This is a genomic window from Leptospira ognonensis (genome assembly GCF_004770745.1).
Lineage (GTDB): Bacteria > Spirochaetota > Leptospiria > Leptospirales > Leptospiraceae > Leptospira_A > Leptospira_A ognonensis.
Genome location: NZ_RQGD01000039.1, coordinates 61,565 through 84,333, shown reverse-complemented (window position 1 = coordinate 84,333; position 22,769 = coordinate 61,565). Strand labels below are relative to the sequence as shown.

Genomic DNA, 22,769 nt, shown 5'->3' with positions numbered 1-22,769 from the left:
ATTTAACTATCCCGCAGGCAATAACATCTGAAACTTTTCGGAGCCAATATTCTGTTTGAGATCTGCTTCCAGTTCAATAAAGAGCTCTTTATTCAAATCAAAAACTTTCTTTGCCTCTGTCAATAGTTCCGCCTGTTCCGTTTCGTCTAGAGGGAGAGTGTCGAGTGCGGTTCTATAGACTCCCTTGAAGGCTTGCAGATCTGAAATCTCTGGGAACTTATAAAACTCTGTGCCTTCCTCTTCCGAGAGAGAGAATGTTTTTGCGATGACTTTTTGAATGGCCTGTCCACCTGAGAGATCTCCCAAGTAACGGACGTAGGCTTGGGCAGCAAGTAACTTGGGTTTTGTTTTGGCGACGGCTTCAATGTGGTCGATATAACTTTGCGTTTTTGGAGAAATGAAGCCCCGGAGTTTGGCACCAAATTTCGTTTGAAAGGCATTTATATCTTTCTTCAGAGATTGGGCACGGAATAATTCCGGGAAATACAATTTAGATAAGATCGTATCCTCTTTGTGTGTTCGAAACAGATTTTCCATACACTCATAGACATACAGCAGGCTTTCGAGTTGGTACGTGTAGGTTTGAGGATCCAGTCCTCCTCGAAAGATGGCACGAAGGTAGGGAACCTTCTCTGTTTCTTGGTGCTTTTCAGCGGTTCCTTCTCTTAACATTAGGGCAATCGACATTTGGCTACTCCTGTTTGGATTTAATAAATCCTGAGAATCAATCTCAATAATGACAATTTCCTGACAATCGTTCCTATGTAAAGATTTTTTATTTAGAGGAGGGAGGCGATGTAAATGAAAACGATACTTACGACGAGACCTAGACTGGCGAGAAGTACGTCTTTGGCGACCTTTCGGAACGTATCCAAGTAGGGTAGATCACGCAAAGTGGTGACATTGAGAATGATTTCTCTACCGGCAAGGAGACCAAGGAAAACCCAAGTGGTGGACATGGGTATGGTATTCATCCATTGGAAACCAAATAATATGGTACCATATATCACATCGACAATGGTTGCGGCTTTTGCCCATTTGAGATCTGCTTTTTCCGAAACCACGCGCTGGATGGTGCCGCCATTCGTTCGGATGATGACGTAAAGGGCAAAAATCAAAAAGAAAATCGCAAGGCTCAGTTCCAGAAAAGAAAGTTTTCTCGGTAAGAAGACAGCAATATTGGCAGTATCTTGCAAGAGCCAGGCGATCCAAAGGTAGATCGTAGAAAGCCATTGAAACCTCGCCCATTTCCTTTCAGACGCTGGATCTGGTGTATGTTCGTCTTTGTATTCGTGAGGGTCTACCTTCGCAAGTATGGCCCAAACAAATATGGCACAAACAAAGGCGATGCCGTAGCCGAAAAAAGATTTTGTCAGCATAATGTCGACACTGCGACCACCAAACAGTCCTAGTACGAGAAAAGTCGTCGATACGGGAGCTCTGAGGCGAGTGATGACAAGCAACAAGACGGGAGCCAAAAGCTGGATCAGATTGAACTGTCTTGGCTCAGGAATGGAATCTAACCGATGAAAATGGATCTCTTGGTTATGGAGGAGCCATCCTAAAAGATGTATGAGGCAGAGCAGACCTCCGAGCACAAAAAGTTTAATGGCCCAATGTACGGATTTTTTACTCTCAAAAAAAGTACCGATGGTTTGAACGGCGTCATTGCCTGCAACGGAAAATGCGGCAATGGCAAATGAGATCCACCCTAGAAAGTAAGGCGGAAACCCAGATGCATATGCCAGACAAATCCCAAAAGAAAGAAATAAGGTAAATAGATAAAATCGTATTTGGTCCTTTCGGCTAGGCGATTGGTAATCTATTTCCTCTACTTGAATCATGCACCCATGTAGTGTTTAGCGTATCTCTCTGTTATTTCTTTTCTATCAAAGAGAATGAAAACATCTGTAGTTCCAAAAACTGAATCGAGTGCAGGAACGCCACAGATTTTAGCTCCAAGACGAATGTATCCTTTCAAAAGTGGAGGGATATTTTTTGTGATCGCTTTCAGATCTTCAATGGCATAATCAGGGTTGAAACCAGGAAGGATAAAGTCTGGGTTTGGATACACTCTGAATTCATCTGGAGAAATCGCCTCTTTTGCTTTTAAAAAAGCAAAAGATTGAGATGCTATTTCGGGATCCGTGGAATGAATAGAACCACAACCCATCAAGTAACGAACATCTTGTTTGATCATAAATTCTGCAAGACCTTGCCATAATAAAGAGATGACCGATCCGTCACGGTAATCAGGGTGCACACAGCTTCTTCCTACTTCAGCAATCTCATCTGGTAAGTTGTAAATAGAAGTGATATCAAATTGATTTTCGCTATAGAAACCGATTCCCTTTTTTGCCATTTGTCGTGTAAGGATGCGGTAAGTTCCGACAATTTTTTCTTCATTTGATTTGTCGATGACGATGAGATGATTGCAGTGTAAATCATATTCATCTCTATCTTTTCGCGTAGCAGCAGACTGCGGTAGCCCTTCGCCCATCTCTAAATTAAAAACATCATATCTTAAAGCTAATGCTCGTTCGATTTCTAGTTGGTTTCCTGCAAGGCGTACCTCAAGGACTCGTTCTTTTCTATTTAGGATAGGGGTTGTTGTTTTGGCTTTCATAGGTTGACTACCTTTCTTTTTTCTAGGAATCATAGTAGCCCCCCACTGTTACAGTGCAGTTACAAAGTCGTTAAGTTTAGACGAAGTTTTAGTGGGCTTCGTCCCAATTTTTACCGAATTTTCCTTCAACGGTGACCGGAACACTTAGTTTAAGAGCATTTTCCATTTCCTTTTTTGCCATTTCGTAAAAAGAATTTTTTTCTGAACTATGTACCTCAAAGACCAATTCGTCGTGCACCTGTAAAATGATACGAGACTTTAATCTTTGTTTGTCTATTAACTTCTGAATATTGATCATAGCGATCTTGATCATGTCAGCGGAAGTGCCTTGAATGGGAGAATTTATTGCAACGCGTTTGGCGGCTTCACTCGCCATTTTATTTTTACTATTGATATCTGGCAAAAAGCGCTTTCTTCCTAGAAGGGTTTCCACATAACCATTCTCTTTGCAGAATTTGACTGTCTCTTCCATGTAAGTGGAGACACCCTTATATTGAAGGAAATACTTTTCGATAAAATCCTTAGCCTCTTTTCGAGAAACTTTCAAATTGTTCGCTAGCCCGAAGGAAGTAACACCATAAATCACCGAAAAATTTACAATCTTTGCCTTGTTTCTCATCTCAGGCGTTACATCTTTCTCATTGACTCCATACAGCCCCGCTGCTGTTTGCTTGTGAATGTCTTCGCCAGATTTGTAAGCACCTATCATATTTTTATCTTTAGAAAAATGAGCCATGATTCTAAGTTCGATTTGGCTATAGTCAAGCGAAAGGATTTCAAAGCCAGGAGAAGTAATGAATCCCTTTCGCAGAAGTCGGCCTTCCTCATCTTTAATGGGAATGTTTTGTAAATTTGGATTGGTGGAGGAGAGCCTTCCTGTAGCTGCAATCGTTTGGTTGTAACTTGTATGAATTCGACCAGTTTCGGAATTTATCAAAGTTGGAAGAGTGTCTGAATATGTCGACTTGAGCTTGTTAAATTTTCTAATCGATAATAAGTCATCTATAATCGGATGAGTTCCTTGTAGAGATTCAAGAACAGAATGGTCGGTTGAAAAGCCTGTTTGAGTTTTCTTTTCCGCAGGAAGTCTAAGATCTTCAAATAAGACAACTTGCAGTTCTTTTGTAGAATTTATATTAAAAGACCTGCCTGCGTAAAAATGGATATTTTTTTCATGTTCCTTAATTTTCTTTTCAAAGATTACAGAGAGACCGGCGAAATAGTTTGGCTCTACTAAAATTCCCTGATATTCCATTTTTGCAAGCACCGAGAGAAGGGGCATCTCGATCTTTTGGAGAATATTGCTCGTATCCTGAATCTCAATTTTTTTAGATAGGATATCGTACAATTGAAGCGTGATATCAGCATCTTCGCAGGCATAATCCGATACGATATCTGGATCAATATCGTATAGATTTTGCTTCTTTTTGCCCGTTCCCACTAATTCGTCATAGGTGAAAGTTTTGTAATTCAAATAATCGACAGCCATATCGTCCATATTGTGGCGACGTTCCCCAGGCTTTAGGATATATGAGGCGATCATTGTATCAAAAATGATACCTTGTACTTCCACACCACATTTCCGAAGGACTAACACATCATACTTTATATTTTGACCTATTTTTTTGAACTTATCATTTTCTAAAATCGGTTTGAAAGCTTCGATTACTTCTTTCAATGAGGGGAGTGTGTGAGAATAAATTGATTCAGCGTGCGATACTGCAACATAGTAAGCTCGATTCGAGTCCGTAGCAAAAGATATACCAAGTAGCTCGGCAGACATTGGATCTGTAGAAGTAGTTTCTGTATCGATCGCTAGTATTTTTTTTGGGTCCAATTTACTTAAAATTTTCTTAAGTTCATCGACCGTTTTGATACGTGAATACTTTTGTCTGTCGTCTTTCGTGCGCAGATGGGAGCTATCAGCTGCATCTTGAGTTTCCACAGGCTCGGACTCCGATGACTTTTTGCCTTTACTTTTTTTTGCCGCTTTTGTGTTTCCTGTTTCGGAATCTTCTAGAGTTATGCCCGCTTGTTTTGCAAGATCTCGATGTAAAACATTATAGCCTTTATCTTTGAAAACCTGTACTTTCGCCGGTTCATAATAATTTGGTATTTTTAAATCTGATTTTTTAATGTCTAACTTGAGATTGGTGACTATCGTCGCAAGTTCCCGGGAAAGAAACGCTTTTTCTTTATCTGCTTCTAATTTATCTATCAAGCCTTTGTTTTTTAAGTTTTTAAGGTTTTTATAAATAGTTTCGAGATTTCCATATTCTTGGATTAGGGTCGCCGCACCTTTTTCCCCTACACCCTTCACTCCTGGAATGTTGTCAGAAGTATCACCAACTAGTCCCATATAATCTCTTACTTGCTCTTTAGTGATGCCAATATTTTCTTTTACCCATTCTGGATTGATATGTTCAAATTCTGATACACCACGTTTCCCGCGTAACATGTGTATGTTTTTGTCTAGTACTTGGTAGAGATCCTTATCGCTCGAAAGTATGACAATTTGATCAAAGTCTTTTGCAAATTTTTTGCATAAAGAACCAATGATGTCATCAGCTTCAATGCCATCCATTTTATACATTGGGAAGTCCAATGCCTGAATCATTTCGTAAATTTCTCTAAGCTGAGGTTTGAGATCTTCAGGCATCGGTTTTCTTTGTGCCTTGTATGCTTCATATAAATCATTTCTATGAAGTCGAGTGCCAGGATCAAAAGTGAAGGCAATGTGCGATACTTTTTCGTCTTGTAAAAGTTTGAAGAGCATCCTCCAAAATCCAAAGACGGCACCGCTAGGTAGACCTGTTATGGAATTCTTTAAATTAGAAGCGGCAAAGGCAAAGTAGGCACGAAACGCGAGGGCATGGCCATCAATGATGAGTAACCGGTTCATAAATTATACCTTATCGTAAAGAGAATCACCTAGTAATGAAAAATAAATCAGCTTAGTTTTTTGGACAGTGTTTTGATATGAAAAACGTTTCACCGAATTTTTGTTAAAAGAACCAAATAGAGTTTGTTTGGTTTCCGATTCTACGAGATCATCATAGTAATTCGCCAACGCTTCCTCGTCGCCAACGTCAGCAAGATAGGCACCTTTTTCATGTGTGAGCATTTCTGCAATGCCTCCACCTTTTGTCGCGACAATGGGTAGACCAGCTGCCATGGCATCAAGTACCGACGTACCTAAGCCTTCTTCTTTCGAGGTAAGTGTAAAAATATCAAACAAGGACAGTAATTCCGGGATATCCTTTCTGTAGCCTGTAAATAGAATTTTATCTTCCAAATTCAATTCTTTGGTCAAATTTTTTAATCTTTTTTCTAACTTACCTTCACCGACAATCAGAACTTGAAAAGGCAGTTGTGTTTTCATCTTCGATATGGACCTAATCAATGTTTCTTGGTCTTTGTGATCGACAAGTGCTGCTATATTTCCTATTATTGTGGTTTTTTTGGGTAAGGCAAATTCTTCACGGATTGATTCAGCAGAAGGAAGTTTTGAAAAACGCTTGAGATCAATACCCGAATACACCGTAATCAATTTTTCTGGGCTGATGCCAGCATCCATCATAATAGAACGTATCTTATGTGATACGGGAAGATAATAATCAATGGCTTCGTGATTGTATTTCCACTTTGAGAAAAAGCTTTTAGCGGGTTTAAAATCGACTCGTCGAGAGACGACAAGCGGAATTTTCAGATGCTTCCGTTTTGCAAGAAGAGCTAAAGTATGCGCATGTCCCGTATGCGTGTGAATGAGAGAAATATTCTTTGTTTTACAAAGGGAACGGATGCCACGGATCGCAGCGAAATCAAGTTCCCCGCGCATTTCTAGAGGGAAAAACTCAAATCCTTCTGTGGTGCATCTTTCTTCTAAAGGTGAACCAGGAATGCCGACAATTCCTTGAGGAATTTTTTCGGAGGCTAGACCTTGTGCAAGATAGAATAACTGTTGTTCGCCTCCTCGCCATTCGCGAGAGGTATTAATATGTAAGATCAATTATAAATGTTTGGCTCGGTCATATTCAAGTGTGAGAATTGATCCCATCACTTTAAAACCTTGGGGGGCTTCTCCCACCATGCCTTCTCCGTGAAACAATACCTTAACGGAGTCCATCATGGCACTGATTATTTTCAACCCTTTTCCCATATTCTTATGTTTCTGGTGGCTTCCATTATAAGGTAAAGCCTCAGGTTTTTTATCTTGGTGATTTCGTATGTTATTTATAAAGGTGGCAAGGCAAAGAGAGGAGTTCGTTTTAAGAAGATTTTTATCGGTTTCTTCGATGGGGTTCTCATTGTGGAGCCCAGAACCATAGTCGAGTATGTATAAAATGAATTTTGAACCTTCGATCCGCCATCTGCAGATGATCGTCTCGTCGCTATGATTGCAAACGTTAGCTGCTACTGAGTTCGTCAGAGCTTCGTCAGCGGCAATTTCGATTTGCATGATGTTAGCCTGAGGAAATTGATTGTCGGCAAGTGTTCGTTTCAGCTCAGAACGAAATACTTTTACTGAGGCCATGTCGGGGGGAAGAAACATAGCATAGGAACCAGGAGAGGGGTTCATAACGAATTGAGCTGTTTCTGCGGTCCCGACCAAGTTATTTCGTTTCCCACTCCTTTTATTGCATAGTATACGAGAAATATTCTAAAAAAAAAGCCAAAAAATAAGAAATGGCGTAACATTCGTTCTGATTGTCAAAAAAATCCTAATTTAACTGAATTCCTGCCTGATTTGCTAGTATTTGCATTCTTTTTACGAGTTTTTCTTTTCCGAGTAAGGTAAACAGAATCGGTAGTTCGAGCCCATGGGATTTCCCCGTAGTGATGGCTCGGATCGGCATGAACAAGGTTCTGCCTTTTTCACCACTCATTTCTCCTGCCTTCGCCATCAGATTCTTATAGGCATCTGCATCATTTGTCTCGGAGCTCAAAATGTTTGCATAGAACGCTTTTGCGACAGAAATTCCATTACCGTCGGTAAGCAGGCTTTTGGCCTCCGCATTTTCAAAAGTTAAATCTTCTAAAAAAAACTCTTCAATGTAAGGTGGTGCTTGGATGAAACGGTCAAGGTAGACGCGTACCGAATCTAAAATGGAAAGAAGAGCCGGATGGGTACCTGATTTGTATTCTTCTGGGATCTTGGCATCTTTTAAAAATGGAACCATTTCCTTTCCGAGTCTCTCCAGTGAGATCTCACGAATGAGTTTGTTTGACATCCAGTTTAGTTTCGATTTTGGATTTAAGTATTCCGAGAGGCCATTTGCATCTAGCTTATTAAATTCAACAGTCTCTTTTTCCTCTTCTTTTAACTTCTTAAATACATCGAAGGTTGCTGGAGACTTGGAGCAACGACTGATATCAAAGATCTTACAGAGTTCTTCATCAGGCATAAATTCTTTACCATCGGGGGAAGTCCAACCGAGTAGCGCCATATAATTACGCAAGGTTTCGGAAAGATAACCTAAGTCTCTAAAGGCGAGAACTGAGGTTGCACCTGCACGTTTTGATAATTTTTTACCATCGGTTCCGACAATCTCGCTTACGTGAGCGTAGTTTGGAATCGGAAACCCGAATGCTTCTCCGATTAGGATTTGTCTAGGGGTATTTGATAAATGGCCGACACCACGAATGACGTGGGAAATTTCCATCAATGCATCATCAATCACCACGGCATAGTTATACGAAGGAAATCCATCAGATTTAACGAGAATGAAATCTCCTATCAGCTTTGATTCAAATTTAACTTTTCCTTGAATGATATCATCAACGATGACAATCTTATTTGGAATACGAAATCGAACCGTGAAGGGTGTATTTGATGTTAATTTTTCGTTTATTTCTGAATCCGTAAGATCGGAACATTTCCCATCATAAAGATAGGGAATGCCCATAGACTCTGCTTGTTTCTTTTTGCTTTCCAATTCATCAGCAGAACAAAAACAGCGATAAGCCTTTTTTGATGAAATGAGCTTATCCGTATGTTCTTTATAGATGGTGAGTCTTTCTGACTGAGTGTACGGCCCATGCGGCCCTCCGACTCCTGGTCCTTCAGCCCAATCCATTCCCAACCATTTTAAGGATTCAAGGATGATTTTAAATGAGGCTTCTGTGGAGCGTTCTCTGTCGGTATCTTCAACGCGAAGGATAAAAGTTCCCCCTGTTGCTTTGGCATATAAATAATTAAAGAGTGCAGTACGTGCGCCTCCCACATGTAAAAAGCCGGAGGGAGATGGGGCAAAGCGAGTTCGAACTTTAGATTTTGTCATGGTGTTTCCTCTTTGAGAAGGTAATCGCCTATGCGTTTGAGTCCTACGGGTTCTTTAGGTTTTGTAGTAAGATTATTTGCGAGAGGCGGTAAAAAATAAATTTCAAATTTGGAATCGGCATAGATCGATTTATAAAAAAGTTTGTTCGGTTCGGTTGGTGAAACTTCAAACTGGAGCTGGAAAAAGTCGTAATGTGGAGAACTAAATTTTGTGGTTTTATCACCAGAGCCATTTGTGAAAAGGAATACACTCCTTGGTGGACTCGTCTCAGAGGAAGGGAGTTCATTTTTCCATTCATAACTGGACTTCACACTTGTCTGGATGGTTTCCGATGTCTGGTAAGCGCCAGTTCCTTCTACAAAAAAACTGGCCATTTCGCTAATGCTTAAGGATGCCGATTTTGTTTTTCCTAATTTGTTAAGTAAGTCACTGAGATCGTTACTAGCCTCGGCACCTGACTCGAGTAAGGTGAATGAAGCTGTGAAATCTTTTTTATTCTCTGTAAGCGTATAGGTTCCTGTTTTTTTACGCCAAATCAATTTGTATTGAAATTCTTCGGTCTGCGGATACGCAGCTTTCACGGAAGTTAGAAAGTCCTTATCAAAAACGAGAAATGTGATCTCCCAATCTGCGATTTTTAGGCCGCTCTGACTGCCATTTCTTTCGATAAATCGATAGTACGAAGAGCCCTCTGAATAGAATTTTGCGTTCAATTTTTTCGGGTATTTATTCCACAAAACGGCCTGGCTTGCAGACTCCGAACCGCCTTTTCTGAGCAGAGATTTGGTGAAAGAACACTGGCTTAAGAAAAAAAATAACAAAGTGTAAATAAGCCAATAGATTCGGGGGGAAAATGGCATTTTAGGGGACATATATAAGACCGTACCGTCAATCTAAAAAGGGAAAACGGATTGACAAGTCAATTCGCCCGATCCCTGTGTCATTTGGAATCATGAAGAACGAAGATCAATATCCTAGGCGCCCCTTTGAAGAGCAGGTCCACGATGACCAAAGAAAATACTCTCGCTACGTGTGTGATTCACGTGCCATTCCGCATGAAATTGACGGCTTAAAGCCTGTTCAGCGACGCATTTTATGGGCCATGTGGAATAGTGATGCAAGAAATAGGCACACAAAAACAGTAAAAGTCGCAGGCCTTGCCATGGGATACCACCCGCATGGGGACAGATCGATACAGGATGCACTCTCTCAGATGGCTCAGGAGTTTGCATTTGCAAATAATTATCCTTTGGTGCATGGAGAAGGAACTTTCGGAGACGTGCTTGACCCAAATGCCATCGCATCTCCTCGTTATACAGAAGTTAAATTATCTGATTTTGCTAAAGATTTAGGGTTTTTTGAGAGTTTGCCAGACATTGATTATGTGAAAAACTATGATGAGACAGAGGACGAACCGATTCACTTCGTTGGAAAAGTTCCTTTAGTTTTACTCAACAGCATCCAAGGGATTGCTACGGGATTTCGATGTTTTATACCGGCTCATAAATTGAGCGAAGTCATTGATTCTCAAGTCACGTATCTTAAAACGGCGAAAGCCAAAAAGATCACTCCATGGTACAAAGGTTATGGGGGAGAAGTAAAACTCTCTAAAAATGACAATGGCTCCACTGTCATGTCGACAACCTTTGCCTTCAAAAAAATCGACGGAAAACTCTTTTTGACCGATTCTCCGATGAACTGGAACAGAGAAAAGGTCATCCAATACCTAGAAGATCTCATCGAAAAAAAGGACAATTGGCTAAAAGACTATATAGACCATTCGAGCCAAACTTTTAAGATCGAACTGATTGCTCGAAAAGGGGAAGTTCCCTCCGAGAAAGAGATCAAAGAATTATTTTCGAAAGAAAACAACGAAGTATTAACCATCAACGTCATTACACATGAAGGAAAACTTAAAAACTTTTCCATTGAAGAAATCATAAAACATTTTTGTGATTTCAGAAAGATTCATCTCATCCGTCGTTTTAAACGTTTGGCTGGACTTGAGAAAGAAAAGATCGATCGTAATTCTGAACTCATTCGTTTTATCAAAGAAAAATGGAACGAGAAAGTAACGGGCATTAAATCCAAGAAAGAGTTTGAAGAAAAACTTAAAGCTGCAAAGTTCATTTACTTTGAATGGCTCTCCTCGATCCCAGTTTATCGAATGACTTTAGAAGAAGTGAGAAAATGTGAAGAGGCCATTGTCGAGGCTAGGACAAAATTCACAGAATATACGACACTTCAAAAAGATGATAAAAAATTAACTAGTTTTATGATCGAAGAACTCGAAGAACTAAGAACCAAGTGGGATCCAAAGTAATACTATGGCAGCAAAACCTGAGAAAGCCTCTTCCTCCAATGCTCGTAATTTCAAAAAACTTTCGAATGTAGAACACGTTCGTATGAGAACAGGGATGTGGCTCGGCCAAAATTCCCTTTCTACCTTTGAACAACATTTTTTTAAAAAAGATAGCTCTGGCTATTATGATATCAGTCACGAAGAGTTATCCGACATTCCTGCTAAAATCAAATGTTTAGATGAAGCATGCATGAATTGCGTGGATGAATATCGCAAAAATTTAAACGATAAAACAATCCCTGAAAAAGATAAGATGAATCGTTTGATCATTCAATTATCTACGGATCGCAAACGTGTTACGATCGAAGACAATGGTCGTGGGATACCTGCAGACAATGCAGAAGGTGTTTACTTGCACCTCATGTATGGGGAAAACTTTGATGATAAAGTCAAAGAAGACCATGTAGCAGGCCAGAATGGTGTGGGGATATCACTCGTGAGAATGGTTTCTAGCTTTTTTAAAGTGAAAACCATTAACGGCGGCAAGGCGTATAAAAAAACTTTCACGATCCATGATGATGTTAAAAAAGTCATTCGATCCTTTAAGCTTTCAAAAGACGATTTAGAACGTGTATTTTTATATTTTGATGAACATGGTCATTTTAATGACTGCCCAGGTCTTTCAGCGGAGCAGATCAAACAACTAAAGGCACCTTCGGAAAAAACAGGAATGATAGCCGTTGTAGAAAATGCCAAAAAAGAAGATCACGGTACGACAGTTGAATTTGAATTAAATCCGGCATATTTTAACAATCTAGATGTATCGTTTAACATTGCCCTGGTGAAACAATATTTGCAAGACATTGCGATGTCTAACCCTGGTCTTGAGGTTGTGTTCATTCACAAATCAGGCAAGGAAAAATACAAATTTAAGAAAGGCTTCGATGAAATCTTTAGCAATTCAGAGATGGTCTACTATAAGATGGATTATGCGGACAAGGCATCTGCTTCGCAAATCACCATGGATACGTATGTAGTTGTGGGTCAAAACAAAACTCTGACTTGGGTCAATTCCATTTTTTGCCCACAAGGTGGCTCGGCGATTGAATATTTAGAAAACAGAATTTGTGATGAAGTGAGAAAAAAATCACAGATCGTTTCACTCGAGAAAAAACTAAATACCCAATGTACACGAAATGACGTTCGTAGCTGCTTCCATATGTATGTGAACCTACGCATTCTCAATCCGCGCTTTAAGTCACAAGACAAGTCCTATCTGATCAATGACTTAAATGAAGACATCCGTAAGGGCGTAGATAAGCATCTAGAGAAATTACTCAAGAAAACGGGCCTGATTGAAGAAATCAAGATGGTGATGGAGCGTAGAACCCAGCTGAAACAGCTCGAGGACGCGCAGAAAGGCCTCCGTAAGGCATCCAAAAACAATATCCCTAAGCTGATGCCTCCTACAGGTAAACCAAGCGATGAGGGACGAATTCTCTTCGTGGCAGAAGGGGACTCGGCAATCGCCGGACTCAGGCCAGCAAGGAACCCAAAGTTACACGGTCTTTTTCCCTTACGAGGAAAACCTCTCAACTGTAAGGGAATGTCTCTCGCTAAGGCTCTCCAAAATGAAGAGATGAAAAATATCGTCGCCATTGTGGGACTTCCTCTGGATACCAAGGTGAAGTCTGTGGATGAGCTTAACTATGATAAATTGAGTGTGATCACGGATGCCGATTTTGATGGTTATGCGATTCGGTCGTTGATGTTATCTTTTTTCTACGAGTATTGGCCTGAACTTTTTGACCTAGGTTTTATCGCTGTTTCTGCAGCGCCCCTTTTTGAGGTGGATGTAAAGTGGAAAGATGGGAAAAAGGAAACCGTTTTCTGTATTGATGATTCCGACTACGATAAGTTAGTTGCCAGAGTCAATAAATCCGGTTCTGAAATTACGAGAAAAAAAAGGAACAAGGGTCTTGGGGAAACGGGCAAGGAAGCGATGAAATATGCGGTCGATCATTGTATGACTGTTATCACGATCGCAAATAAGAAGACTGCAAAGAATATCCAAGAGCTTTGGTTTCATAAAGATTTTGCCGAAAAAAGAAGAGATGCGATTTCTGAATACGCAATGAGTGTGATCGAAGATTAGAAAAAAACATATGAAAAAGTTTCTTTTTCAAAGTTTGTTTCTGATTTTCCAATTTCTATTTTTTTCTTGCAGTCGGTTTACATACGAATCCGATTTCAGACTGCGCCCTGAACTGTCGAAAACTGCCAGCGATGAGTGGAATGAACTTCTAGCGGTCTCTAAAAAACCACCCAAGATACTCTTATTTGGGTTTAGAGGTTATAAGATCGCAAAAACTGTTTCGAAGCTAAGATCAAACGAGTATTATGCTGAGTTAGATTACACTAACGGTAGTTATCCTTTTTTTAAACACGGTGTCTATGTAGATGAAATTAAGGACGCAAGCCTAGTTTCTGTTGATAAAAAAAATGTAGAAAATTTCATCTTAGCTTATCTAAAAGTAACAGAGGCAGACGGGAAACGAGAGATTGAAAAATTAATTGTTCCTCTAAAGGATAAGTATATGATTCGTAAATCAAATGCTGATTATATCATTCAAGCTTTGCATACGCCTTATTATCATGAACGGACTAAAGACGCTATCAATAGCATAACCGGATTTTTTGGGATCTTAACCTTGGGAACGATTCCGATCTATGAAGTTTCAAACGCAGAATCTACGTTTGCAGTTTACGATTCCAAATTAAATTATTTATCCACCTTCTATTATAAAAGGGATTATTTAATCCGCTCAGCTTGGTGGTTATGGCCAAACGAAGGGTTTCAAACTTTTTTCAGCCAGCAGGAGACTCCGCCTATCAACGCTTATAAAATTCATGTAGAAGAATTTGAGAGGGAATTTCTTCGCCATTTGGTTTCCCAAAGTACGGATAAGACGAAGAAGTAAAAAAAAGCTTAAATTCGATTTTTCGAATTTAAGCTAAACTCAAAGTCTTTGGATTTTAACGATTATCTTTTTTTCGGTGCCGGAGCGGGAATCACTTCCGGTGCTGGTGTGGTTCCTGGAATCACGATTTTCGGATAATCCTTTGCATACATATCAAAATCTTCTTTCTCTAGGGAACCAACGTTTTTAGAGAAGGATCGAATGAGACCAGACTGCCTAGATGTATATTTTAGCCTTCGCGTCGTAGCAAAATCATCATTCATTGGGTCATATAGGAATAGACCGCCTAGGAAATCATAGATTTCAATCGGATGGTATTCGCCTTCCACTCCCCAGAAAACAACGCCTGCGTGTGCACCGATGCCCCAGTAGTCTCGGTAATTTTGGTAGATCGCTTCCGAGGGAAGGTGCAACCAGAGTGCTTCTGCGTTGTAAGCGATACCGCCAGTTCCTGCTTTCCCACCGAAAACTCCTGCGAGAACGAGTGGTCCGAGTCCGATTTCTGTAGTAACCTCAGATCGAAAACCTATCATTTTTTTCTGGCCGTAACCTGCAGCGACAGTCGCACCTGTGTAAAGTTCCGCCTGGATCGCACGTGTAACGTGCCCACCGACTCCAATTTGAGGTCCGATACTGAACCAGAATTCAACTTGGTCGATGAAGTCGAAAATTCTGTCTGGAATGTACCAAGCAATTTTTTCTCCTGTGGATGCAGTCACTTTTGCCCGGATTCCTTTATTGTATCCTAAGAGTTTTGAGGGAGTCACCGCTTCAATTTGTTCTGCGGAAGCCCCATTTCGGATTTCTTGGAGGAGAGGATCATTGGGATGTAAGTCCTCTATTACAGAGATGAGGCGAATCGCTTCTTCATGTTTTCCCTCTGCTTTTAGATCCCTTGCTTCTTTAGCGATGGCAACGGCGGTATCATTGATTTCTTTAATGGTGGGTGAGGAGCAGCCGATGGAAACGGCCAAAACCGCCAAACAGGCTACCTTCCTCTGTATATTTTTAAACATTTGTTCTCCTGAGATCTGTTTGTTTGTCAACTTAGGTCGATTTCTTGGGTTAACATTGAAATGGACAAGAATTTTATGACTGTTACGGAAAGACTTTATTAAAAAATCAAATTTGAAGATACGCCAATCAGTGAACCGTGTTCACTGATTGGAAAGAAAAATTTAGAATATTCTACAAAAAATGAATTCTTTAGCAATAAAATGCGTTTTAGCAATTTGAATTTACTGACCAAACACCCGACGGCTCATCCACAAATGTCTATCTCTTAGATACTTACTTGGATCGACGCCTGCTACCGAATCAATTTTGCTAGGTGACCATACAGGCTTTGTTAAGGGAAACTGCACAGTGGGTTCGTCTTCGCTACGGATCGATGTAGTGGCTGTCGTATATCCAGAAGTTTCTGTCGTGACTCCATTAAAGATAAAATATTCTGTCGTACCATTTTTCACAAGATTGACATTTGTTTTTGCTGTTAAAGTAGGTGCGGTGCCTGAAACGCGAAACATTTGGCCAGGTTCCAACTCAAAAGATGTAGGTGAATTGTTAACTAGGTTGATCACCGAAGGATTAGAGGTTAGCTGGGTGAGGCTTGTCGGTAAGGGATAGGTGGTAAGAAGAGCATTTCCCGTTCCCGAACTTAGGTCCGAATCTGTTGAGCTTAGATCGTATTTGGCGACCGTAGTTGTAGCGTTCGGGTAGCGAAAGAAATTGGCATGAAAAGCAGTGCTGAGCCGAGTGGTGACCTGACCATTGAAAGTTAAGAGAATCGAAGAGTTATATTTTTCTGCTTGGGAAATGTAGGTAGAACCAAGAGAAGTCATTCCCCGCGCGTGCAAACTACTGTTTGAGGTCGTTCCTCGGATGGTTGCCTTTAGAAATGTATTTCTTTTGTCGACGGAGTTTCCCGAATTTTCATACACAAATTTCATAAATGCATAGGAGTAGGAATAGTCACTGATCCGACCAATAAAGTCATAAAGAGATTTCCCATTGATCGAATTCGCACATCCATAAGAAGGATCGGACCTGAGGCAAGCAAGGCGCGAGGATTGTGGGCCGTAACCTGCGATATCGCTCACAACTTCACTCGTTCCTTCGTTGATCCAAAGTTCGTCGGTATAAGTGACCGCATATAATTCTGCGTAGGTGGTTGGATACGGAATGGGTGCCGTAAGGTTACCCTTGCCGATTTCAAACGGGAACCTAACTAAGTGCTGAAACTCATGAGCAATGGTTGAATAATAATCGTTTGGTTTGCTTTTTTTAGCAGAATCCTCAGCAGCGGCAACGAGTAAAAAACCATCTATAAAAAGAACTTCTCTTTCATTGGATCTGATTCCATAACCAGGTGATTTGAAGAGATCCAAAGGGTTAAAATAGCCGGCAACATAGGTGTTTCCAGAACTGCTACCGCTTAAATTTGCAAATACGATGGCAATCTTTTTGTCATTATTAATGTCCGAAGGTTCGCCTGTGGCGGCGATGACCTTGGCGAGCATGACATTATTGATTTCATTGAGAACGGTCGTATAACTGGGATTGCCGATGCCGTAAGATTCTCGCAGGTCACTCAGACCATCTTCTTCATAAATGATGACACTTGAACCTTCCGCCTTTTTTGTGACAGCGATACACTTGTCTTCTCCCGTAGAAAAATCGACTGCCCAGAACCCGTTCACTCCTACATTGCAGTTATTAGCTGCAGTATAAAGGAAAAGTAGTCCAACAATTTCTTCTGTTTCTAAATTCTTTTTAATGGGTTCGCAAAAAAAGAAAGAGCAAACGAAAAAAATGCAAACAAGGACGCGAGAAATCCGAGTAACCATTGTTAATTGGAACCAAAACCTTTTGAAAACTCAATCGTAAGATTATAGGACCCGTACTTCACATTCGCTTCCGAAAGTGCCTGGACAAAAATGGAAGAACCAATTGCAAGAGCTGGGTTTGTGTCAAGATTGCTGAAACTATAAACGTTATTGGTTTTCAAGTAATTCTCCTTTGTATAACCCCAGCGTGTGGCAAACCAAGAAGAATAGCGAAAGACAAAGTCGATCGTCTGAGAATAGCCTTTATAAGTGGCTCCACCCTCACCAAGCGAGAGGGCAACCGCACTCAGACCCCTTGACGTAAGAACCAAAGAATCAAACCTGCTATCATTTCCCTTTAGGTTATAAAGAAGATGCTGAAAATGAATTTCAAACCAACTAAGAGGTTTAAACTCAATCCCGAAACCAGGAACATACCCAGTCATCTTTACCGTTTGGGAGGAATCGGAAAAGTAAGTGATGCTTGGTGATCCTAAGGAGGAAGAGAAGCCGGTGAAATTGGAATCAGTCGTTTGTTGCAACTCCACACGTCTTAAACTCGCTCCAAGATTTAACATCGGTAGGACGGGAAAAAAATATCCAAGGCCAATGCGTTTTTGCGTATCAACATAACTAACAGGTACACTTCGTAAGTTAAAAGCTCCAGCGATGACGCTACCGTACGCAAAATCTTGCGAGATCTTTCGCGTTTCATAAAAAAAACGAAACTTATCTTCGAAGCGATACTCAAGATCGAATTTTGTCGTGGATGTAACCAGTGTTTTGCCATCTTGGAATTGAGGGCCGAACGTAGAAGCATAGAGTGTCGGGCTCCCAGAGGCAACACTGGCAATGGTTAGGGCATTGTCAGCACCGCGAATTTCCTCTTGTGCTGGCGTGATCATTGCACCATCCCCACTCAAGGCCCGTAAAAAGATGCGGTGTTTGTCTGGTTTGACCAAAACATCCGGTTTTTCTAAAGTCGTATCAAAGTCTTTGGCAGAGATAGCGATGCTTGAGAAAATGAGAAAAACTACGAAAAGGGAAGAACCCTTGCAAGTAGGCTTCATGACTACTCTCCCCAAACGATTACACACTCTTTATAATATAGATTGTACAATACGTTGACTGAGTCGCGATCGACGAGTGCGATCTTTGTGATGCCTGCATTTTTGGCGGCCTCTTCAATGGAGTTTCCTGAGCCAAAATAGAAAATATTTAAGATCAGCCCAGATACCGCACAAGACTTACCCGATTTCAAAATCTTTGCTGAGGTGATTTGGTTTCCCGTCACGTCCCCATTCACATGTTGGGTCGCATTTGTGAAAAGAAGGCTTTGCATGGGTGCTGAGATGCAATTGAGACAAAGCGAAAAGAGTAAGATTAAAAATAGATTTATTTTCATTTTTGTTCACCAGAGACAATTGTACAATAATTTCTAAACGTTAATCCCAAAACGCTCAAAGAGGAATGGTCTATGGTCGCTATTTTGATGATTCCATTTTCAGAGGCAATCGAGCCTGCACCTGCGTTACCAAATCCGACCAGACCGAGTATGGAATACTGACAACCCTTAGCTGTTTTTGTCACCTTTACATTGTTTTCCGCATTGATCTGGCCGGGGAATGTGATGGAGGTAAAGAGTCCACCCATGGTCGGGCCTGTAGCGCAATGAGAAAGGGATAAGAAGATTAGAATGATGAGAAAATACTTACTTGTTTTCATATGATTTATTGTCCTTTTACGAGGGAACAAAACCTGTGATAGAGATAACCACTTAGGATCCCGAACTGTTGGTAGTCGACAAAGGCAACTTTCGTGATTTTACCTTCGGATTTTGCCTTTTCTATGCTTGAATCACCCCAGGATACGAGGTAGAGGACCGAATGGTTGCAGGCTTCGGCCTCGAGTGTGCCCTCTGCATTCAGACCGATGAAACCAGGAGTGTAATTTCTATGGAAAAAGAATCCACCCTTGTTATATGGTGCTGCACTGGCATACTCATGGGTAGGATTCGTATTAGCTGCGTTTTGTAACGTGATCAAATTGAGACCAGTACAAGAGAAAAACATGGAAAGGGACAATAATGTCCCTAAATGTAAGAAATTAAAAGGATTCAAGCCTAACACCTCTAAACTCGTATGGGTTTGCTTAGTTTGGTGTTAGCCCTAAGCAGGTCAAATCATTTAATTCAATGTTAACTGTGAGGATTTAAAATATTTTGTAGCAAATTTCCTTTTATGTTAAGCTAACCTCAATTCCCTGGATTTTTCTTCTTGTTTCTGTAATGCGCTATATAAGTAACAGCGATCAGTCCACCTACAGGCAAAGCGAAATAAATATGGACCTGGATGAGCCCAGCAATCATTCCCAAAATCCCACCCAAAAATTGGATGACGACTAGGTTGCCACCCGTATTGTCGAGGATCATCTTTTCCAGTTCGTCGGTATCTAGTTCCATCACTCGCTCTTCCACAAGGGCAGTAACATTGATTTTGTGAACAAATTTCTCAATGTTCTTTTTTAGATATACCTTGCCTTCTTCGCTATTCATGAATTCGAGTACTCGCCTGATCACCCAGTCCATGGCCTTTAAGAAGTTTTTATCGATTTCTTCCCAATTATTAGGATCATCAAGGTAGCTTTGTAATCTCTCGATTCCTGTAGGTAAAAGGTTTTGTCTCGCATAATCCCCGCTGGCTGATAGCCAATCGGAAATCTTGGTCGTGATGAAATCCTGTGTTTCTTTTGAATTGAGTCTTTCTTGGAGCCTTCCCATGACTTCATCCATCATTTTCATAAACTGGTCAGAGGTTTCTGGATCCTGGACAAATCTTTGTAAGAGCTCACGAATGGCTTCGTCGTTAAACGAGAAGATTTTTTTCACTCCAATCCCGATTTTGCCAAGAGTGTTTCTGCTTTTTAAATACTCTTCCAGGCCATCATTTAACATATTAGCAAGTTTTGGCATTTCTTCTAATAACAGGACACGCAGTTGGTTTCCGATTTCTTCTCGGTTTGTTTGTTCGGTGAGATATTCCGTGAGTTTCGTGCGGGTATAGACCCAGAGTTTTTGTACTTCTTCCGGGCGGGCCGCCATTTTTTTGATGGTCTCTTCAGAGAAATCAAAGATGACACCTAAAATTTCTGGGCCACGTTCTTTCAGTAAGGTGATGATCTTAGATACTAAAATTTCACGAATATCATCATTATGAAGTGCTTCATCGATTTCTTTTGCAATTTTTTGGAGACCAGATTCGACTAAGTTACGTTCGTAGATGTAGGCGAGGATGATATCTGGATGGAGAAGATTGGTTTGGATGCTCTCTCCAAGTGACTTTGCGATTTTTGGTTTGTTTTTTGGAACAAGTCCCGCCCAACCGAGCACGGTCCCGTGTTTTGGTTGGAATAACATTTTAATTGCCAGAAAGTTGGTAAAGTAGCCAACAACCCCTGCCATAAGGATCACAAAACAAGCGTTTACCCAGATGTTTCCTTCCCAATAGAGTTGCGCACCTCCTGCGAGGATGGAAAAAACAACGAGGGATTTTCTATACCAGGAATCTAGTTTAGCAACATCCATTCGTTATTTTCCGCTCGTATCCATAAATTTCCCGGCACCCTTTCTGACCCAAGAGCGCGGCAAAAGTCCTGTCAATCCAACCACACCTTGGTTGACAGTGCCTGTGACACAGACTGCGCTATTGGAACGAAGTGCACTCAGTGATTCCTCCACAACTTCAGAGGCATCTTGCCACATAAAAGAAGGATACTTGGATTTTTCGATCCCTGCTCGCTGGTGAAAATCAGAGTGAGTGAGACCAGGACAGAGTGCTTGGACATAAATCCCGTGTGGATGTGCTTCTTCGTGGATGGCTTCTGTAAAGGATTTCACAAAGGCTTTTGTTGCCGCATAAATGGCGCTACCTGGTGCCGGTAGGAAACCTGCAACCGAGGCCACATTGATGATATAGCCTTTTTTCTTTTTCTTAAACTCTTTTAGAGCCGCATGTGTGAGAGTTACGAGTGCTTTCACATTCAAATTGATCTCATCCAATTCTTTTTCTAAGTCAAGAGAAGCAAACTCACCGACCGTACCAAACCCAGCATTGTTTACGAGCAGCTCGAAATCAGGATCTTTTTCAAGGATCTTGGCTAAATCTTCTTGAGATTTTTTTTTGGAAAGGTCAAAGGATAGAGCAGTGAGCAAACCTTTGGCTGTTGGTTCGATTTCAGCAATGGCCTTGTTTAAATCAGCTATCGTGCGTGAGACGAGAATTACATTGTAATTTTTTGCAAGTGCGCGAACAAATTCTTTTCCGATGCCTTGTGAGGCTCCCGTAACGTATGCGTTTTTCATTTTTATGGTTTCCTTGTCATTAAAATTGCTGTCGATCCATCAGGATAATAATTTTTGCGAGTTTCTAAAATGCGAAATCCCATGTTCTTATATAAATTGATGGCAGGTAAATTTTGTTCTTTTACTTCGAGAAAAATATCTTTATTCGGAAAGGTAGAAAACAAATGAGCAAGAATTGATTTTGCAACACCTTGTTTCCGATAGGTGGGAAGAGTCGCGATTCTAAAGATTTCAACTTCCCAGGGGGTTTCGCAAATGAGGGCATAACCCTTTACTTCTGTTTCCAGCCAAACATAACCTGCATGGAATTCCAAATGAGTTCGTAACATTTTTTCATTCCAGGCTTCTCCGGGAAAACAGAGAGAATCCCATTCACAGAGCTCGGGCCACTGACTTTCCGATACCAGCTGAAAACTAGGAGACATAATCTCATTTTTTTCTAGCCAGGCATAAGAAAGAAACTAAATTCGAACATTATGAGAAGAAAAATGGAGAAAACCTTTCCCTTTATCTGTTTGCTCCTCTTGTTCCCCCTTGCATCTTGTGATGTTTGGCAAAATCTAACGAAATCTCGCTGGGACAAAAAGAATGCCATAAAGCCGCCTGCTGAGTCGGACCTTGTGAATTGGTCAGAGAAGCTAGCTTTAGAAGAAGCAGAAATCGAAGAGATGGACGGAAAGATACGTAAGCTCGTCCAAAAATCAAATCAAGCGGGGGCTCTTTCCTGGAAGATCGCTCGCGGCTATATGCGATCTGGTTCCTTCGAAATGGGTTCCAAATACTACAAGCAAGCCATTGGGGAAGAACTAAAAAACCAAGACTTTGAGATTCATAATTTCGAATCCGCACTTCCTTATTTTGAAAAAGCAATGCTTATGGTAAAGCTCGATAAACAATTGCTATATGAGGCAGCCATCGCCTTTGCCAATGCATCTAAAGATATGGGTTGGGAACCAGAGAGGAGAAAACGTGCCATAGGACTTTTTAAACAACTAGCAAGAATGGATCCCAAAGATACTAGGTTTCCTTTCCAGCTCGCGCTTATTTATTTTGACTCCTCCCTAAAAGGAGAGGCATGGTCTGGTAAAATCAATGATGGTTTTGATGAATTGAATGATGCCTTTATTTTACTCGATCAAATATTAAAAATCGAACCTTATAATGTGCCTGCAAGATTTGCAAGAGCGAATTTTTTATACCAGGTCGGGAAGATAGATATTGCAAAGTCGGAATACACTCGCATCAAATCCATGCTAGAGGAAATGAAAGATAAGGGTGCCATTAAAGAATCTTTAAATGAAAATATTTCCTATCAAAACGTTTTAAAAAATTTAGATAAAATCCGGAGCCAAAACCAAAATCCTTAGACCTATTGGTAGGTGTATCCTCGCGAG

General features: G+C 40.8%; 21 protein-coding genes. 4 read left to right on the top strand and 17 right to left on the bottom strand.

All coding sequences use genetic code 11. From position 1 onward, the window contains the following. Positions 1 to 6 precede the first annotated feature (6 nt). The 8 genes from EHQ58_RS15230 to EHQ58_RS15195 form a co-directional block, all read right to left on the bottom strand. Entirely contained in the window at positions 7 to 687 is a 681-nt protein-coding gene (locus tag EHQ58_RS15230) for a biliverdin-producing heme oxygenase (RefSeq protein ID WP_135624765.1), read from the bottom strand. Between the two features lie 92 nt (positions 688 to 779). Beyond that, positions 780 to 1,841, bottom strand: a complete 1,062-nt coding sequence (locus EHQ58_RS15225) for a hypothetical protein (RefSeq protein WP_210412837.1) — start codon at positions 1,839 to 1,841, stop codon at positions 780 to 782. Further along, positions 1,841 to 2,626 (bottom strand): GNAT family N-acetyltransferase, encoded by a 786-nt coding sequence (locus EHQ58_RS15220; protein WP_135624763.1) that lies wholly within the window; start codon positions 2,624 to 2,626, stop codon positions 1,841 to 1,843. Before EHQ58_RS15220 ends, EHQ58_RS15225 begins: the two co-directional genes overlap by 1 nt. Positions 2,627 to 2,714: 88 nt before the next feature. Next, a complete protein-coding gene (gene polA, locus EHQ58_RS15215; RefSeq protein ID WP_135624762.1) occupies positions 2,715 to 5,528 on the bottom strand; it encodes a DNA polymerase I in 2,814 nt (937 codons plus the stop codon). A 3-nt stretch (positions 5,529 to 5,531) separates the two neighbouring features. Further along, positions 5,532 to 6,635, bottom strand: a complete 1,104-nt coding sequence (locus EHQ58_RS15210; RefSeq protein ID WP_135624761.1) for a glycosyltransferase — start codon at positions 6,633 to 6,635, stop codon at positions 5,532 to 5,534. Further along, complete coding sequence (locus tag EHQ58_RS15205) at positions 6,636 to 7,205, bottom strand: ATP-binding protein (RefSeq protein WP_246047385.1); 570 nt, start codon at positions 7,203 to 7,205, stop codon at positions 6,636 to 6,638. 142 nt (positions 7,206 to 7,347) lie between these two features. Then, the gene (gene gltX, locus EHQ58_RS15200) at positions 7,348 to 8,907 is read right to left on the bottom strand and encodes a glutamate--tRNA ligase (RefSeq protein WP_135624760.1); all 1,560 of its coding nucleotides are present in this window, start codon (positions 8,905 to 8,907) and stop codon (positions 7,348 to 7,350) included. Then, the gene (locus EHQ58_RS15195) at positions 8,904 to 9,779 is read right to left on the bottom strand and encodes a hypothetical protein (protein WP_135624759.1); all 876 of its coding nucleotides are present in this window, start codon (positions 9,777 to 9,779) and stop codon (positions 8,904 to 8,906) included. The genes gltX and EHQ58_RS15195 overlap by 4 nt, the downstream gene beginning before the upstream one ends. Positions 9,780 to 9,859: 80 nt before the next feature. Between EHQ58_RS15195 and EHQ58_RS15190 the strand changes: the two genes are divergently transcribed. Genes EHQ58_RS15190 through EHQ58_RS15180 form a run of 3 tightly spaced genes read left to right on the top strand, consistent with a single transcriptional unit; the run spans position 9,860 to position 14,190 of the window. Next, complete coding sequence (locus tag EHQ58_RS15190) at positions 9,860 to 11,230, top strand: DNA gyrase subunit A (RefSeq protein ID WP_135624758.1); 1,371 nt, start codon at positions 9,860 to 9,862, stop codon at positions 11,228 to 11,230. Between the two features lie 4 nt (positions 11,231 to 11,234). Then, positions 11,235 to 13,364, top strand: a complete 2,130-nt coding sequence (locus EHQ58_RS15185; protein WP_135624757.1) for an ATP-binding protein — start codon at positions 11,235 to 11,237, stop codon at positions 13,362 to 13,364. 10 nt (positions 13,365 to 13,374) lie between these two features. After that, positions 13,375 to 14,190, top strand: a complete 816-nt coding sequence (locus EHQ58_RS15180; protein WP_135624756.1) for an Lp29 family lipoprotein — start codon at positions 13,375 to 13,377, stop codon at positions 14,188 to 14,190. Positions 14,191 to 14,252: 62 nt separating this feature from the next. On the opposite strand, the gene EHQ58_RS15175 is transcribed toward EHQ58_RS15180, so the two are convergent. The 9 genes from EHQ58_RS15175 to EHQ58_RS15135 all read right to left on the bottom strand — a co-directional run bounded on the left by EHQ58_RS15175 (position 14,253) and on the right by EHQ58_RS15135 (position 21,800). After that, positions 14,253 to 15,206 carry an outer membrane protein assembly factor BamD gene (locus EHQ58_RS15175; protein ID WP_135624755.1) on the bottom strand — a complete coding sequence of 318 codons (954 nt, stop codon included), beginning with the start codon at positions 15,204 to 15,206 and terminating at the stop codon, positions 14,253 to 14,255. Between the two features lie 222 nt (positions 15,207 to 15,428). Further along, positions 15,429 to 16,889 (bottom strand): hypothetical protein, encoded by a 1,461-nt coding sequence (locus tag EHQ58_RS15170; RefSeq protein ID WP_135624754.1) that lies wholly within the window; start codon positions 16,887 to 16,889, stop codon positions 15,429 to 15,431. 149 nt (positions 16,890 to 17,038) lie between these two features. Then, positions 17,039 to 18,085, bottom strand: coding sequence for a hypothetical protein (locus EHQ58_RS15165; protein ID WP_135624753.1), 1,047 nt, complete (start codon positions 18,083 to 18,085; stop codon positions 17,039 to 17,041). A gap of 2 nt (positions 18,086 to 18,087) precedes the next feature. Next, a complete protein-coding gene (locus tag EHQ58_RS15160; RefSeq protein ID WP_135624752.1) occupies positions 18,088 to 18,420 on the bottom strand; it encodes a TRL domain-containing protein in 333 nt (110 codons plus the stop codon). Continuing rightward, complete coding sequence (locus EHQ58_RS15155; RefSeq protein ID WP_135624751.1) at positions 18,417 to 18,740, bottom strand: TRL-like family protein; 324 nt, start codon at positions 18,738 to 18,740, stop codon at positions 18,417 to 18,419. Before EHQ58_RS15155 ends, EHQ58_RS15160 begins: the two co-directional genes overlap by 4 nt. Positions 18,741 to 18,745: 5 nt before the next feature. Further along, positions 18,746 to 19,135 (bottom strand): adhesin Lsa14, encoded by a 390-nt coding sequence (gene lsa14, locus EHQ58_RS15150; protein WP_246047384.1) that lies wholly within the window; start codon positions 19,133 to 19,135, stop codon positions 18,746 to 18,748. A gap of 134 nt (positions 19,136 to 19,269) precedes the next feature. Continuing rightward, on the bottom strand, positions 19,270 to 20,598 hold the full coding sequence (locus tag EHQ58_RS15145; RefSeq protein WP_135624750.1) for a DUF445 family protein: 1,329 nt from the start codon (positions 20,596 to 20,598) through the stop codon (positions 19,270 to 19,272). A 3-nt stretch (positions 20,599 to 20,601) separates the two neighbouring features. Next, a complete protein-coding gene (locus tag EHQ58_RS15140) occupies positions 20,602 to 21,375 on the bottom strand; it encodes an SDR family NAD(P)-dependent oxidoreductase (RefSeq protein ID WP_135624749.1) in 774 nt (257 codons plus the stop codon). A gap of 2 nt (positions 21,376 to 21,377) precedes the next feature. Further along, on the bottom strand, positions 21,378 to 21,800 hold the full coding sequence (locus EHQ58_RS15135; RefSeq protein WP_135624748.1) for a GNAT family N-acetyltransferase: 423 nt from the start codon (positions 21,798 to 21,800) through the stop codon (positions 21,378 to 21,380). Between the two features lie 51 nt (positions 21,801 to 21,851). On the opposite strand from EHQ58_RS15135, the gene EHQ58_RS15130 reads away from it, so the two are divergent. Further along, positions 21,852 to 22,742 carry a tetratricopeptide repeat protein gene (locus tag EHQ58_RS15130; RefSeq protein WP_135624747.1) on the top strand — a complete coding sequence of 297 codons (891 nt, stop codon included), beginning with the start codon at positions 21,852 to 21,854 and terminating at the stop codon, positions 22,740 to 22,742. Positions 22,743 to 22,769 lie beyond the last annotated feature (27 nt).

Bases quoted from the DNA above. Each gene is read 5' to 3' on its own strand.
- EHQ58_RS15230 (WP_135624765.1), bottom strand. From the start codon at position 687: ATGTCGATTGCCCTAATGTTAAGAGAAGGAACCGCTGAAAAGCACCAA.
- EHQ58_RS15220 (WP_135624763.1), bottom strand. From the start codon at position 2,626: ATGAAAGCCAAAACAACAACCCCTATCCTAAATAGAAAAGAACGAGTC.
- polA (WP_135624762.1), bottom strand. From the start codon at position 5,528: ATGAACCGGTTACTCATCATTGATGGCCATGCCCTCGCGTTTCGTGCC.
- EHQ58_RS15205 (WP_246047385.1), bottom strand. From the start codon at position 7,205: ATGAACCCCTCTCCTGGTTCCTATGCTATGTTTCTTCCCCCCGACATG.
- gltX (WP_135624760.1), bottom strand. From the start codon at position 8,907: ATGACAAAATCTAAAGTTCGAACTCGCTTTGCCCCATCTCCCTCCGGC.
- EHQ58_RS15195 (WP_135624759.1), bottom strand. From the start codon at position 9,779: ATGTCCCCTAAAATGCCATTTTCCCCCCGAATCTATTGGCTTATTTAC.
- EHQ58_RS15190 (WP_135624758.1), top strand. From the start codon at position 9,860: ATGAAGAACGAAGATCAATATCCTAGGCGCCCCTTTGAAGAGCAGGTC.
- EHQ58_RS15185 (WP_135624757.1), top strand. From the start codon at position 11,235: ATGGCAGCAAAACCTGAGAAAGCCTCTTCCTCCAATGCTCGTAATTTC.
- EHQ58_RS15180 (WP_135624756.1), top strand. From the start codon at position 13,375: ATGAAAAAGTTTCTTTTTCAAAGTTTGTTTCTGATTTTCCAATTTCTA.
- EHQ58_RS15175 (WP_135624755.1), bottom strand. From the start codon at position 15,206: ATGTTTAAAAATATACAGAGGAAGGTAGCCTGTTTGGCGGTTTTGGCC.
- EHQ58_RS15165 (WP_135624753.1), bottom strand. From the start codon at position 18,085: ATGAAGCCTACTTGCAAGGGTTCTTCCCTTTTCGTAGTTTTTCTCATT.
- EHQ58_RS15160 (WP_135624752.1), bottom strand. From the start codon at position 18,420: ATGAAAATAAATCTATTTTTAATCTTACTCTTTTCGCTTTGTCTCAAT.
- EHQ58_RS15155 (WP_135624751.1), bottom strand. From the start codon at position 18,740: ATGAAAACAAGTAAGTATTTTCTCATCATTCTAATCTTCTTATCCCTT.
- EHQ58_RS15145 (WP_135624750.1), bottom strand. From the start codon at position 20,598: ATGGATGTTGCTAAACTAGATTCCTGGTATAGAAAATCCCTCGTTGTT.
- EHQ58_RS15140 (WP_135624749.1), bottom strand. From the start codon at position 21,375: ATGAAAAACGCATACGTTACGGGAGCCTCACAAGGCATCGGAAAAGAA.
- EHQ58_RS15135 (WP_135624748.1), bottom strand. From the start codon at position 21,800: ATGTCTCCTAGTTTTCAGCTGGTATCGGAAAGTCAGTGGCCCGAGCTC.
- EHQ58_RS15130 (WP_135624747.1), top strand. From the start codon at position 21,852: ATGAGAAGAAAAATGGAGAAAACCTTTCCCTTTATCTGTTTGCTCCTC.